The organism is Sphingobacterium sp. GW821-FHT03E03, from assembly GCF_059420745.1.
The window spans coordinates 47,873-60,206 of sequence record NZ_JBWKUH010000032.1; the positions used below are offsets into that span (position 1 = coordinate 47,873).

16 protein-coding genes are annotated in these 12,334 nt (G+C 38.3%); 7 read left to right on the forward strand and 9 right to left on the reverse strand.

The window, feature by feature from the left end; genetic code table 11:
- Positions 1-25 precede the first annotated feature (25 nt).
- On the forward strand, positions 26-805 hold the full coding sequence (locus tag AC07UV_RS23035; protein ID WP_282255266.1) for an alpha/beta fold hydrolase: 780 nt from the start codon (positions 26-28) through the stop codon (positions 803-805).
- Positions 806-867: 62 nt separating this feature from the next.
- Here AC07UV_RS23035 and AC07UV_RS23040 read toward each other — a convergent pair whose 3' ends face one another.
- Positions 868-1,062 carry a YqaE/Pmp3 family membrane protein gene (locus AC07UV_RS23040; RefSeq protein WP_077435067.1) on the reverse strand — a complete coding sequence of 65 codons (195 nt, stop codon included), beginning with the start codon at positions 1,060-1,062 and terminating at the stop codon, positions 868-870.
- Between the two features lie 348 nt (positions 1,063-1,410).
- Here AC07UV_RS23040 and AC07UV_RS23045 point away from each other — a divergent pair, with 348 nt between their 5' ends.
- A complete protein-coding gene (locus tag AC07UV_RS23045; protein WP_282255265.1) occupies positions 1,411-1,620 on the forward strand; it encodes a hypothetical protein in 210 nt (69 codons plus the stop codon).
- A 35-nt stretch (positions 1,621-1,655) separates the two neighbouring features.
- Here the strand turns inward: AC07UV_RS23045 and AC07UV_RS23050 are convergent, their stop codons facing one another.
- Together AC07UV_RS23050 and AC07UV_RS23055 are read right to left on the reverse strand one after the other, a co-directional pair.
- Entirely contained in the window at positions 1,656-2,162 is a 507-nt protein-coding gene (locus AC07UV_RS23050) for a hypothetical protein (RefSeq protein WP_282255264.1), read from the reverse strand.
- A 159-nt stretch (positions 2,163-2,321) separates the two neighbouring features.
- The gene (locus AC07UV_RS23055) at positions 2,322-2,774 is read right to left on the reverse strand and encodes a DUF1569 domain-containing protein (protein WP_495185443.1); all 453 of its coding nucleotides are present in this window, start codon (positions 2,772-2,774) and stop codon (positions 2,322-2,324) included.
- Between the two features lie 134 nt (positions 2,775-2,908).
- Here AC07UV_RS23055 and AC07UV_RS23060 point away from each other — a divergent pair, with 134 nt between their 5' ends.
- Entirely contained in the window at positions 2,909-3,898 is a 990-nt protein-coding gene (locus tag AC07UV_RS23060; RefSeq protein ID WP_495185444.1) for a GlxA family transcriptional regulator, read from the forward strand.
- A 91-nt stretch (positions 3,899-3,989) separates the two neighbouring features.
- Positions 3,990-4,442, forward strand: a complete 453-nt coding sequence (locus AC07UV_RS23065) for a GNAT family N-acetyltransferase (RefSeq protein ID WP_282255261.1) — start codon at positions 3,990-3,992, stop codon at positions 4,440-4,442.
- 166 nt (positions 4,443-4,608) lie between these two features.
- Here the strand turns inward: AC07UV_RS23065 and AC07UV_RS23070 are convergent, their stop codons facing one another.
- Complete coding sequence (locus AC07UV_RS23070) at positions 4,609-4,935, reverse strand: hypothetical protein (RefSeq protein ID WP_495185445.1); 327 nt, start codon at positions 4,933-4,935, stop codon at positions 4,609-4,611.
- A 160-nt stretch (positions 4,936-5,095) separates the two neighbouring features.
- On the opposite strand from AC07UV_RS23070, the gene AC07UV_RS23075 reads away from it, so the two are divergent.
- Positions 5,096-6,616, forward strand: a complete 1,521-nt coding sequence (locus tag AC07UV_RS23075; protein WP_495185446.1) for a glycoside hydrolase — start codon at positions 5,096-5,098, stop codon at positions 6,614-6,616.
- 155 nt (positions 6,617-6,771) lie between these two features.
- On the opposite strand, the gene AC07UV_RS23080 is transcribed toward AC07UV_RS23075, so the two are convergent.
- The 5 genes from AC07UV_RS23080 to AC07UV_RS23100 all read right to left on the reverse strand — a co-directional run bounded on the left by AC07UV_RS23080 (position 6,772) and on the right by AC07UV_RS23100 (position 9,855).
- Positions 6,772-7,173, reverse strand: coding sequence for a DoxX family protein (locus AC07UV_RS23080; protein WP_282255258.1), 402 nt, complete (start codon positions 7,171-7,173; stop codon positions 6,772-6,774).
- A gap of 147 nt (positions 7,174-7,320) precedes the next feature.
- On the reverse strand, positions 7,321-7,941 hold the full coding sequence (locus AC07UV_RS23085; RefSeq protein ID WP_495185447.1) for a hypothetical protein: 621 nt from the start codon (positions 7,939-7,941) through the stop codon (positions 7,321-7,323).
- Between the two features lie 62 nt (positions 7,942-8,003).
- On the reverse strand, positions 8,004-8,603 hold the full coding sequence (locus tag AC07UV_RS23090) for a Crp/Fnr family transcriptional regulator (RefSeq protein WP_495185448.1): 600 nt from the start codon (positions 8,601-8,603) through the stop codon (positions 8,004-8,006).
- 106 nt (positions 8,604-8,709) lie between these two features.
- Positions 8,710-9,174, reverse strand: a complete 465-nt coding sequence (locus AC07UV_RS23095) for a DoxX family protein (protein WP_495185449.1) — start codon at positions 9,172-9,174, stop codon at positions 8,710-8,712.
- A gap of 93 nt (positions 9,175-9,267) precedes the next feature.
- On the reverse strand, positions 9,268-9,855 hold the full coding sequence (locus AC07UV_RS23100; protein WP_282255251.1) for a Crp/Fnr family transcriptional regulator: 588 nt from the start codon (positions 9,853-9,855) through the stop codon (positions 9,268-9,270).
- Between the two features lie 244 nt (positions 9,856-10,099).
- Here AC07UV_RS23100 and AC07UV_RS23105 point away from each other — a divergent pair, with 244 nt between their 5' ends.
- The gene (locus AC07UV_RS23105; protein ID WP_495185450.1) at positions 10,100-10,885 is read left to right on the forward strand and encodes a hypothetical protein; all 786 of its coding nucleotides are present in this window, start codon (positions 10,100-10,102) and stop codon (positions 10,883-10,885) included.
- A 101-nt stretch (positions 10,886-10,986) separates the two neighbouring features.
- Positions 10,987-12,129 (forward strand): acyltransferase family protein, encoded by a 1,143-nt coding sequence (locus tag AC07UV_RS23110; RefSeq protein WP_495185451.1) that lies wholly within the window; start codon positions 10,987-10,989, stop codon positions 12,127-12,129.
- Positions 12,130-12,334: the final 205 nt, after the last annotated feature.

Here is a 12,334-nt window from a genome sequence, read left to right on the forward strand (position 1 = left end):
AAACTAATTAAATTGAACAATGAGCATGTTGAACAATCACTCAGGCTATGCAGCCGCTAACGGGATAAAGCTATACTATGAAATATATGGGGCCGGAAAGCCACTTGTGCTTATCCATGGCGGTGGTTCCTCAGGTTTTTTTGATTTTGAGGAGACCGTGACACGATTGAAGGATCGCTATCAATTGATTTTGCTGGATATGCAAAATCATGGTCGATCAGAGCATAGGACTGTTCCGGAAACATTTGAACAGGATGCAATGGATATTATCGCGGTGTTGGATTGCCTCGCGATCGATAAAGCCTCATTTTTAGGCTTCAGTAATGGCGCAACGACCATTTTGAAACTCGCTTCTCTTTTCCCGGATAGGGTAGACAAATTGATTGCTGCTTCGGGTAACACCAAAAGAGAGGGCTTGTTAGATGGCTTTTTTGATAGCATGTCGGCTTCTACGATTGAGGTTATGCCATCTTATTTGAAAGAAAATTTTTTGAAATTGAATCCGGATCCCGAAAAGTTTAAAAATATGTATGAAAAGGATAGCCAACGTATGATAAATTTCCAGGATTTTGAACCCGGTACCTTAGAAAACTTACCTTGTCCGGTATTTCTGATCGGAGGAGATCAGGACGTGGTCAAAGGGGAGCATTTGGCACAAATGCAACAGCAGATACCTGATGCACGGCTCATGGTTCTGCCCGCTAATCATGGTAATTATATGATGAAAGATTTTGATGGACAAATAGATAAAGGATTAATTGATTTTACTATCCTTCAGATTCAAAAATTCCTTGAGGCCGAATAACATCATCCTATTTAAGCTAAGTTCATTGGATTGAAGCGGTTTTAGTACAGCTGATGAGACACTTAACGGCGCATACTACGTTCCAAACTTCGTATGCGCTGTTGATTTTTACCATCAACACGTGAAGCAACGGCCCATATTGCTGCGGGCAACCAGCCCAAAATAGTAAGTTGGAGGATTAAACAAATAATTCCACTGAATATCTTACCTCTTAAAAAGAAGGATAACCAAGGAAGTAGTACAGCAATCAATATCATATCAAACGATTTATAAAAGAACTGTATAATAACCGAAAACAAGATCCTTTCATCTAGTTATACAGATAGCTTAAATGTACACAACAAAAATCGACAATAATATGTAAGAAAGCAAATAACGGTGTTGAAAATTGCTGCTATTTGCTTCAATATGAATTCTGTTGTCAAAAACACGATTGCCAGTTTTCTGAATCATTATTTACCTCATAGCGGAAGATGTTAAGAAATCTTAAAATTTTCTGTTTCCAATCCCCTTTTGAAAATTCGGGGCAGGAGTGGCACCAATGTTGATGTTCCCCTGTCGAATATTTTTAGATGCAGTTTACAATAAGATAAATGACGGAACACATGAAAGAGAGCAAAAACATTATTGAGATCTTGGACAATAAATATAAAGCTTATTTGGAAGAAGACGGAAAATGGCTCAATGAAGGATTTAGGAACATTTTTATAGAAGGAGAAGCTAGTAGAAAGAATCTAAAAACATCGGTTTACCTGATGTTACCCGAAGAAATTAGGGAAGATGTAGATCTGCTATTATCGGACAACTTCAGCTAAAAGGAGACTAATCTACAGCAGATTTTTTAATGTAATCAATTTTTCCCCTGCTCCTCCTGGGGTTTGACCACATTCGCTATACCAAATCTTTTGATAGTCTGATAGATCTGCTGTTTCTCTTTTTTACTCAACACGTTTAACATCGTGAGTATCTCTTTTCCCTGTGTAGTTTCTAATTCGAGTCTTGTCCCTTCCCAGATACTTGCGGTTATCCGGATGTTGACAATTTGTACGAATGGAACAAACACTAATAAATCAAGGTCAGCAATGGCTTTTTTGAACGCATGTCTTGCGGGCATTCTTTTGAAATAAAATCCTCTTGTATCTGTTTTCGCCCGAACGGCTTTTTTGCTGTTCTTTAGCATCCAAAACCCGATCAGAATACATGTCAGCTTTAATGGTAGCCATGATATGGATCCCAAAAAAGGGGCAAAGTCTACCCATAATGTCCCTGTTCCAATGAGCACTAAAATAACAGCGATCGTGATTCTTTTCCAGTTCGGATGATAATAAATCTTTTCAGACTGCACCTCATTAACCATAAGCTCCTTATAAATGAAGATCTATTTTTTACTTTACGTAATCAACCTATTAATTGATCAATAGTAATGTAAAACGACAGATTATTTCGTAAATATAATAGTGTGTAACAGTCGATACCTCTTACATTTACAATTCGTCTGAAAAGATTTTATATTCGATCACACACCGAATTGTCTCAAGTGATGATCCATGTGTTTATACACAAAAATGCCAATTTGTTCCGTTTCCATTTTTCCGAAAAAATCATGGACGAAATCTGGATTTGAATAATGACCATAGGATTCAATTTGCTCCATCCAAGTTTTTTTTTGGGCGGTATCAATCTGACCCATATTATCCTTAACGGCAAAAATTCCAGCAGGCACATTTTTTTTCAGTGGCTTATCGTCTTTTATCATCCCCTTTAGGGCCATTTTTCCAAATATCTTCCCAAGAAATTCTTGCTTGTAATGATGTTTATTCCGACCAAGCACCCAATCATTCCAGATTGTACAATGTTTGATCATTTGATATACATTCATTTTTCCCCATTGTGCTGTGTTATTGGGGGTAAGGAGCTCGATTCTTTCGATCAGTTCTGCTCTTTCTGTGTTGTTGAATATTGTTTTCATCTTGTTTTTTTTGTAAAGTTAAGGCAGATATTGCCGATCATTACCACGTAAAAATGACATTTGAGGGTGGTTTTCGTGCCAAAAATATGTGTACATTTAAGAGAGAAAATAGAGGTGTACATAATTATTTGCAAATGAAACATATATCAGTCATTATCTATAACAATGTATTATCTACGGCAGTATCAACTACAGTCGCTTTACTCATGAGTGCAAATGAAGCTGCTTTAAAAAGAGGGATGCAGATACCATTTGAGATTGAATTAATTGGGGTTGATACAAAAACGGTGCAATCCATTCTCCCGATCCAGTTTTATTGTACGAGAATACTGGCGGAGGTCGCCCGAACGGATGTGGTTATTATTCCACCTATGAATATAGCCGCAAAGCAGATTGAATCATTTTTAGAAGACAACTGGGAGTTGATCGGTTGGATCAGAGATAAATATGAGCACAAAGCGGAAGTGATTAGTCTGTGCACCGGAGCCTATTTTTTGGCAGAAAGTGGATTGTTGGATGGAATGCCAGCAACCTCACATTGGGACGCTATTACGGATCTGGCAAGTCGATATCCCAAGATCCTGTTTAAACCAGATCATGTGGTCACGCATTCCAAAGCAATTATTACAGGCGGAGGTGGTTTTTCGGCATTAAATGCAATGCTCTATTTTATAGAAAAAAATTGTAGCAAAGAAATCGCCATCGAACTCAGTAAATTCTATGCATTGGATTATGGTCGTACCTCACAGAATATATTTTCAGTTTTCTCAGGGCAACGTCTTCACGATGATCAAGATATCCATAGAGCGCAAAGCTATATCGAAGAGAAAATTAAAGCAGACATTTCGGTAGAACAGATTGCTGACCACGTCAATATGAGCAAACGAAATTTTATTCGAAGATTTAAGAATGCAACCCGATTGAACCCGATAGAATATATACAGCGGACAAAGATAGAGGTTGCAAAAAAAGCATTGGAAATGGGGAACGCAAATATAGCTGATGTTACCTATAGTATCGGTTATAATGACTTAAAAACATTCCGCAGTTTATTCAAGAAAATAACGGGGTTAACACCCATAGATTATAGAAACAGATACAGGGGCCAATTTGAGGAAGCCTAAGGACTGGACTACCCGATATCTCAAATCTGGATGATAATGTGGATTCTTTTTACAAATATTTTTGCCTGTATAAATCAAAATATTTACTAAAATGAATTACCAAATTAAAAGAGCCAGTCTTGAAGACTTGAACGAGACCGCAGAATTGTTTAACCTTTATCGAATCTTTTACCGTCAGGAATCCGATCTGGAAAAAGGGAGACTATTTTTAAAAGAGCGGTTTCTGAATGACGAATCAATTGTTTTTCTAGCCGTTGCTGACGGTAAAGCCGTGGGATTTGTACAATTGTATAAACTGTTTCATTACACTAAGTTAGAAATGCAATGGTTGCTGAGCGATCTGTTTGTTCACCAAGATTATCGTGGTAAGGGACTTTCAGTTGCACTGATCGATCGGAGCAAAGAATGGTGTACCGAAACCGGTGCCTGTGGGTTAATGCTCGAAACAGAAAAAACAAATGACATTGGCAATACGCTATATCCACGTTGCGGTTTTGAATACGATGGACTTCACAACTATTATCATTGGTGGAGTAAAAAGTAAACTGTATTTTGTCTAGTCTGAAAAATAATCTAATTATTTGGACTAGACATTTTAACTATTTTATGATTAAGAAAGTATCTGTTGACGATGATGATTGAGGTGGGCTAAATAATCTTCCATCAAAAAGGCAAGTGTTAGATCATTACATTTTCGCATTGTCAGGCTTTTAGTAATCAAAGTCTTGAATAGAAATAGAAGTTGTTTGTTGAGTGCTAACCAATAGATCAAGCAGCTGTTTAGTTTCTGACTGCTGATAATTTGCATTTTCACAAAAGTCATCCTGTGTGTAAAAGATCTGTGGGTTTTCTTCAGATTGTGCTCTGATAAACCGGAGGTAGTTTGTCATGGCGCTATCGATCAGGTGCCCTAAAATTTCCTTCTTACTCCATTTTTCTGGAACTGGCTTCGCACTAAATGCTATGGTATCAATGGCAGATAGTTCGGTCGGGAAAGTAGCTATGTACACTTCAAAGTCTTGTATAAAATCGTTCATTTTTATTGAATGTTAATATGATAATAGCTTATTGTTAAGCGATTGCAAGGATTGTTAATTTTTCAAAAAATAAATACTTTGTTTGAAATTTGACAAAACAATTTTACCGCAAGTCGTATTTAGAGATAAACTGTTATTGCAAATTAATAAATAGAAATTTATGAACAGAAATCAATTTGTTTTTAAATCCATCTCTTGTTTTGGATTAATGGCATCCCTATGGTTGACGGGGTGTCACAAGCAGGTATTATCGACGAATGAAGATGAAGCGGTGAATCGTTTGAATCAGTTAAATGCGCAGGCTGCCTCAGTAACGACAAATGCCGTTGTGGAATGGAACCAGGAACGTCAAAAAATAGACGGTTTTGGTGCCTTCGGGGGGCGTATTGTTCCTTTCTTTGAATCTCCGAAGAGAGATAGTATTTTGGACTATCTGTGGGGTAACTCGGGTTTGAAGTTGAATATATTGCGCGGTAAAGTATTACATACCTACCCATTCAATCAACAGAATAGGCTGGTGACCATTAAGCCTGCAGGGGTTGATATCGATGTCGCAGTGAGTAGCCCGGCTTATCAGGCACTTTCGGCAGATACGCGGGAGCATCTGGGACAGCTGTGGATTCTAAAAAAAGCTAAGGAAAGATTTCAAGTCCCCGTTATTATCGCGAGTACCTGGACACCGCCGCTTTATATGAAGACGAATCCCAATAGTATCAGTGGTAAATGGTTTAATGGGCTTAATCTGAATACCTCATCGACGCTATTTGCCCGTTATCTGGCTGGTTTCGCTAAAGCCTATCAAAATGAAGGGATAACAATTAACGCTATATCGCCAACGAATGAACCTGAAAATGTGTTTTCGGATTGGGATGCATCTTATTGGGCTTCAAATAAACTTGGTGAGTTTGTCACTAACAACCTCAGACCAGCTTTAAATGAAGAAGGTTTGCAAAGTACCAAAATCATCGCTTCTGAAAATGCGGCTTGGGGTACTGCCAATACCTTCCTATCTGGAATGGACAGGAGTAATGTCGATATTCTGGCAGGACATGGTTACGTTGAAATTACAGAGTTGATCGGCGGAAAAAGAGGTTTCAACCAAAGCCCATCAAAGTGGACATTTTCCACAGGCGGCAAACCAATGTGGGTAACCGAAGCATCGGACGATGGCGGAAACTATGATGCTGGAATTGAAGGTGGATTGAAGCTTGCCGTTAATATGCACAAATTGCTGGCAGATTGTGATGCCAGTGCTTATGTCTTCTGGCTCGGGATGCTCGCATTCCAAAATAACGAGGCTTTGATCTGTACACGAAGTGATGGTTCGTTGGAATTTACCAAGGCTTATGATGTGATGGGGCATTATTCCAGATTTATTAAAGCGAATTACAAGCGTATCAACGTTGCGGTACAAAATGCCAATGGATTACTTATATCCGCGTATAAAGACCCGCAAACAGGTAAATTTGCGATGGTCGTGACAAATACAGGTAGTAGTAGTGTCCCGTTGGATATCAATCTGTCAGGTTTTGTGGGGGGACAATTATCCAATTATCAGACAACAGCGACCAGTGTAGGGCATTGGGGGCTCGCCGGTATGGTTGCGCCAACTGCAAGTGGTGTATATAGCTTAACTATTCCAGCAAAGAGCGTGTCGACACTCGAAGGAACCAAACAATAAGGATATAAACGGAAAAGAAGCAATCCGAAGAGTAAAAACACCCCCATGAGTAATGAATGTGTGAAAGAGGGGGGATACGAATAAAATAAAAGAAAATGGGTTGTCCGAAATCTTTTTTGGACAGCCCATTTTTCTTTCAAATTAATGCGCTGCGATTAATCCCATTTATTATTTGTCGAAATGGCATATTTACCTGCCCCCATAAATAGAAAACTCAATCCAATCAGCATGTAGATAACCAAAAGCTCCACTGCCCAGCCACCAAATTCATTTAATTTTAAGATATTACCGGTTTGAGCGAGACAAATAGCCGTAAGACAGTTAATAGCGAATACTACTCCGGCCAAACGTATGCGTAGACCAAGTATAATCATAATGGGGGCAATGATTTCGCCGACAAATACACCATTTGCAAAAAATGAGGGCAGTCCGATGCTGACGATGATGTCCCTAATGAACCCGATGCCATGGATTAATTTATTGATCCCGTAAACCAACATGGGACCGCCAATAGCTACTCTACTGATTAGAATGCCTAAATCAAGATTTTTTTTCATCTGTATAAATTTGTTTTTAAATTGTGATGAAGCTATCAGATTTATTCATCGAGTGTATGTTTTAAGTGGTATTCATGAACTCGCTTTGCTCGGTTATTCATTCCCCAATGTGATTGAATAAATCATGATGGTTTCATTATGTTATTTTTAAAAGTTGTGTTTTACAAAAGCGCCGATATTTTCCAGTGTTTTTTTACTGTTATTAAATTGGTCAAAATTGGATGCTAGTCCATACATAAGCTTGTTCTGTTTTAAGCCCAAACGTATAAATTGAAGTCCCCGCTGGTACATTTTGGTATTTACATTGCCGATAGCAAGTAAACTGAAATAAGCCTGTTTCTGTGCGGTTAAATAGGGTTTATACTCAAACGATAAGGACTGTTCGAGCGTAAATCCTTTTTGATAAGTGCTGCCTATAGTGTAAGAAAAAGACTGGGTAGGTTTGCTCACGCGATATTGTACAAAGGCGCTAAAGAAAGCTCCGGGATTTTTCATTCCAAAAGCTGCATTCAATGTGAATCGTTTATTAATCGTATAGGAAGCCGTATTTCTTATAAAAAAGATATTTTCTTTATCGTTTGTATATTCTGTATCAAAAAGCGATAGATTGTTGATTTTTAATTTGTCACTGATCTTGTAACTGACCTGATGCATATAGAAGTATGAACGATGTCCCAGGACGACCTCAGGTGTATAGGATAGTTGCTGAGCATGTGTCGCCACAGCAACCAAGGTAGAAAGTGCAAGTGTAATAGCTGTTGTCTTCATGTTCTCTCGTTTGAATTACGAGCAAAACTAGACAAGGCGGAGGGGATAAAAATTAAGAAATCTTAAGAAAGACGTGACAGGTGTTTTTTTCTCAAATAACTTAGGTATTCGACCGTAATCCCAAGATAAGAGGCAATCATATATTGCGGAAACCGTTGTTCAATTGTAGGATAGTCCGAGATAAATTTGCGGTATTTGGTATACGCATCAGATCGTACATTTTCGAAAGTACGTTCCTGTAAATTCATATAAGCATGCTGAATTTTCAATCGCCAAAACTCGGAGAGGGCAGGGACTTCTTTATACAATATTTCCAGATTGCGTTTGCTGATCTGTATGAGTGTGGTATCCTCATTTGCACGGATATATAGACGAGATCGTAATTCACTCAGGTAGCTATATAGATCATTGATCCACCAATGTTCTATCCCGAGTTGCGCAATATGTTCTTTGCCATTCTCCTCCATATAATAGGCATATAGACTTCCTTTTACAATGAATCGCATGTGTTTGGAAATCTGCCCCTCCTGAAGAACAAACTCTTTCCGTTTTACAACTTTTACTTCCAATTTTGGGAGAATGGACAGTATATTCGCTTCAGTGAGTGGCACAATTTCTTTGAAATGGTCGATCAATAGCGAACTGAAAGCGTCTAAATTCATATATCTTGATTAAAAACACCGATGGGCTTTATCGTAAAAATATCGCTTTTGTGGGTGTCTAAATAAGACGCAAATTTAAGCAAATTTAGTATTGATCACGACTGTTCTAGGACTTTGAGTTCCATAATTTATCCAGAGCATATCTGCCACCACCTTGTAGCATGAGTGCGAGACATATACCCAAGACCAATAAATGGTATTCAAAACCCTCAGCACCAGCCGGCATTTTTCCAAACCAGTTCATAAAAAAACCATGTGCGGCGTGATCGACCACAATCATACCAATAAATAGGAAAAAAATAGCAATGCTGGTGAGTTTGGTCAAAAAGCCCAATAGGATAAAAAACGTTCCTAGGCATTCAACCGCAATTGCACTAACGGCTAAGAACATTGGGAGATTGACATGACTGGTCATGTACGCAATTTCTCCTTGCAATCCGGGGCCGTCAAACCAACCAAATAGTTTTTGGGCTGCATGTGGAAATAGCACTAACCCCAATGTTAGCCGCAAAATAAAGGCTGTCCAGCTATTATCTGTTGACAGCATCCATTGTTTAACTTTTTTGTTCATCTTGCTTTGATTTATGATGAACAAATTTAATTTGAAATTAGCCTCTTAACCTGTGCTATTTGATAAATAAAACCGGTGCGATTTATCACAGATTTATATATTTTTATACTGTTGTCCTTTGAGTCTACTCAGCGATTCCCTTGTAATGCCAAGAAAAGAGGCGATATGTTGCTGGGAGATACGTTGTTCAAACCATTGATAACATTTCATAAACTCAAGATACCTTTCCTCAGCTGTTTTCTGCTGGAATAGTATTCTTTTCTGGAGGGAAACGAATGCTTTTAGAAATATTTTCCGAAAATAGCTTTCCAAAGCTGGGATTTCAATAAACAGTTCTTCCAGCTTGCATTTTTCTATTAAGAATACTTCCGTATCTTCCAATGCATCGATATTGTAAACCGAAGGCTGTGCTTGCAAGGTACTATACCAATCCGAAATCCACCAGTTCTCAAAAGCAAATTGCACGGTATTCTCACGGCCGGTCGGGCTAACCTCATATTGCCGCAGGGCACCTTTGATAACAAAACATTCGCGTGTGCAGATCGTTCCCTCTTGTAGTAAATATTGCCGGCGGCGTATTTTTTTGTAGGTCAATGCTGCGCACAAGCGTTCTTTCTCTTCCTCTGATAAGATACTGTGTTGACTGATATGATTTAGTATACTGTCGTAAACGATTGACATAAAGGGGTGTGGTTCATGTTTTTTCAAATATAATTAATAGCCGCTGCATCCTAAATAGACTAAGGACTATTTTTTACTTTCTAATAAATGAGCTCCCTCCTTGGAATAATAAATGACGTTTTTAAAATGAGTTTATACGGATTGTAAATATTCGTGTTAATATCGCTTCATACGCTGTATATTTGGATATCTTTTACCGCTGGTTTAAGATAGAAGATGAAAAGATAATTTTGAGCAATTTTCCATGAAGCTATTTAATTCTACACATACAAACATTCTTTCTTTACTGCTTTTATCCTCACTGTTATATTCTTGTCAATCTCAGGATCCAGCGGTTGTATTCTTGGACAAATTAGATCCCAGCTTTGATGTTTCGGAGTTTTATGCGCCGAAAATAAAAAAAACGGAGTCTATATTAGCTTCTGATGTGAATAACATGGACAAGAAAGCATTAAAAGAGGTTTTTGAAACCGCCATGTTCAAAAAAGATACCATGGCAATTTTTGATAGCGAAGGAAGTTTGCCGGCGCCATTTTATGTGGAGTCTACCTCGGGCTGGGGTACGAAGAAATTAAAACCGAAGAAATATTATGGCTATCGCTATACAACGGTGTCCTACAACGAAGAGAAGGATACCTTGGCCATGCTGAATGGTGTCGCTTTTCCCTCACTGGCTATGGGGGAAAATAACGATGGTAAATTCGCTTATTTATCGGCGAGCAAAACCTCAAAAAATATGGCCGATTTCCAAAATCTTCAGAATTTTCTACAAAAAGAATACACGCCTCTCAACCTATCAAAAGAAGCCGGGTTTGGGGTAAAAGGCTGGGAAAGTCCGGATTTCTATTATTTTTTAACTAAAAAAGATAGAACGGAAGAACAGATTTTCTCTTTTGGTGAATCCGAAGATGAAGGTCCGACTACAACAGCCATTTCTGATATACTTTTGGAAATTTTTAGTAAGGAATATATTCAGGATATGCGGAAAGAACAGGTTTATTTGAAGGATTATATTCCTGTTGTTAAATGATAAACGATTCGTTTGAACGGCAGCGATAAAACGTTTTTTCAAATTTGTTTATATTTACGTCCTTGCTTTAGGAAATCAATCAAACTATTCTTATTATTTCTATGCCTAATACAGCAGTTTCTACTTCCGCGTATGCCGATACCAAACCACATTATACTGTGCTCGATGGCCTGCGTGGTGTTGCAGCTATCACAGTCGTATGCTTCCATATTTTTGAAGCCTTTGCAACCAGCCACCTGGATCAACGTATTAACCACGGTTATTTAGCAGTCGATTTTTTCTTTATGCTCTCTGGATTTGTTGTCGGTTATGCTTATGATGACCGTTGGAGAACGATGACGACAATGGATTTTATCAAACGCCGGATTATAAGGCTTCATCCCATGGTTGTTATGGGGGCGATCATTGGCGCTTTGATGTTTTATTCTCAGGGCTGTTCGGTGTGGGATGTATCCAAGGTGACTGTTTCGGCTTTATTGCTGGCTACGGTATTGAACGCACTGTTGATCCCTGCTCTGCCTGGACATGAAGTAAGAGGCCTAGGGGAGATGTTTCCACTTAACGGCCCGAGCTGGTCTTTATTTTTTGAATATATCGGTAATGTTCTTTATGTTTTGGTCATCCGTAAATTTTCAACAAAAGCACTTGGCGTGCTCGTCGTCGCTGCAGCATGTGGATTGGCTGTTTTTGCTATCTGGGGCCCATTGGGTGATATCTGTGCAGGGTTTTCGCTGACAGGAATGGAGTTCACAGCCGGATCATTACGTCTTTTATTTTCTTTTACCGCAGGTTTATTTCTATCTCGAGTATTTAAACCTGTTCGGATAAAAGGGGCATTTTGGATCTGTAGTATTATCCTTGTTTCACTTTTGACGATTCCTCGTATCGGGGGAGCTGAAAATCTCTGGATGAATGGACTCTATGATACGTTGTGCTGTGTGCTGGTTTTTCCACTGCTGGTTGTTCTGGGGGCTTCCGGAAAGGGAGGTATTTTTACGAACAAACTGTCTAAATTCTTGGGAGACATCTCTTACCCTTTGTATATGGTGCACTATCCCTTTATCTATTTGTATTACGCTTGGGTAAAAAATGAAAACCTCAGCTTTGAAGAATCATTGCCCGGTGCAGCAGCGGTTGTAATCGGTAGTATTGTGCTCGCTTATATTTGTTTAAAATTATACGATATCCCTGTGCGAAAATATCTGACCCATCGATTTTTAAAATCAAAGGGAAATAAAATATAAAAACCAAATTTTAATATTTTCCTGAAAGAAATTTTATTTTTTATTTATGGCGAACCAAGGTTTTCTGGATAGTGTATTAGCTATCTCTTCATCATTAACCTAATGAAGAGATAGCTAATGATAGGTCAAATTAGCTAAACAATGTATTCCTTCTTAATAAATATTTCTATTTTAGTTTGAAAGTATATTTATTTTTGAAAATTTA

Bases quoted from the DNA above. Each gene is read 5' to 3' on its own strand.
- AC07UV_RS23035 (WP_282255266.1), top strand. From the start codon at position 26: ATGTTGAACAATCACTCAGGCTATGCAGCCGCTAACGGGATAAAGCTA.
- AC07UV_RS23040 (WP_077435067.1), bottom strand. From the start codon at position 1,062: ATGATATTGATTGCTGTACTACTTCCTTGGTTATCCTTCTTTTTAAGA.
- AC07UV_RS23045 (WP_282255265.1), top strand. From the start codon at position 1,411: ATGAAAGAGAGCAAAAACATTATTGAGATCTTGGACAATAAATATAAA.
- AC07UV_RS23050 (WP_282255264.1), bottom strand. From the start codon at position 2,162: ATGGTTAATGAGGTGCAGTCTGAAAAGATTTATTATCATCCGAACTGG.
- AC07UV_RS23055 (WP_495185443.1), bottom strand. From the start codon at position 2,774: ATGAAAACAATATTCAACAACACAGAAAGAGCAGAACTGATCGAAAGA.
- AC07UV_RS23060 (WP_495185444.1), top strand. From the start codon at position 2,909: ATGAAACATATATCAGTCATTATCTATAACAATGTATTATCTACGGCA.
- AC07UV_RS23065 (WP_282255261.1), top strand. From the start codon at position 3,990: ATGAATTACCAAATTAAAAGAGCCAGTCTTGAAGACTTGAACGAGACC.
- AC07UV_RS23070 (WP_495185445.1), bottom strand. From the start codon at position 4,935: ATGAACGATTTTATACAAGACTTTGAAGTGTACATAGCTACTTTCCCG.
- AC07UV_RS23075 (WP_495185446.1), top strand. From the start codon at position 5,096: ATGAACAGAAATCAATTTGTTTTTAAATCCATCTCTTGTTTTGGATTA.
- AC07UV_RS23080 (WP_282255258.1), bottom strand. From the start codon at position 7,173: ATGAAAAAAAATCTTGATTTAGGCATTCTAATCAGTAGAGTAGCTATT.
- AC07UV_RS23085 (WP_495185447.1), bottom strand. From the start codon at position 7,941: ATGAAGACAACAGCTATTACACTTGCACTTTCTACCTTGGTTGCTGTG.
- AC07UV_RS23090 (WP_495185448.1), bottom strand. From the start codon at position 8,603: ATGAATTTAGACGCTTTCAGTTCGCTATTGATCGACCATTTCAAAGAA.
- AC07UV_RS23095 (WP_495185449.1), bottom strand. From the start codon at position 9,174: ATGAACAAAAAAGTTAAACAATGGATGCTGTCAACAGATAATAGCTGG.
- AC07UV_RS23100 (WP_282255251.1), bottom strand. From the start codon at position 9,855: ATGTCAATCGTTTACGACAGTATACTAAATCATATCAGTCAACACAGT.
- AC07UV_RS23105 (WP_495185450.1), top strand. From the start codon at position 10,100: ATGAAGCTATTTAATTCTACACATACAAACATTCTTTCTTTACTGCTT.
- AC07UV_RS23110 (WP_495185451.1), top strand. From the start codon at position 10,987: ATGCCTAATACAGCAGTTTCTACTTCCGCGTATGCCGATACCAAACCA.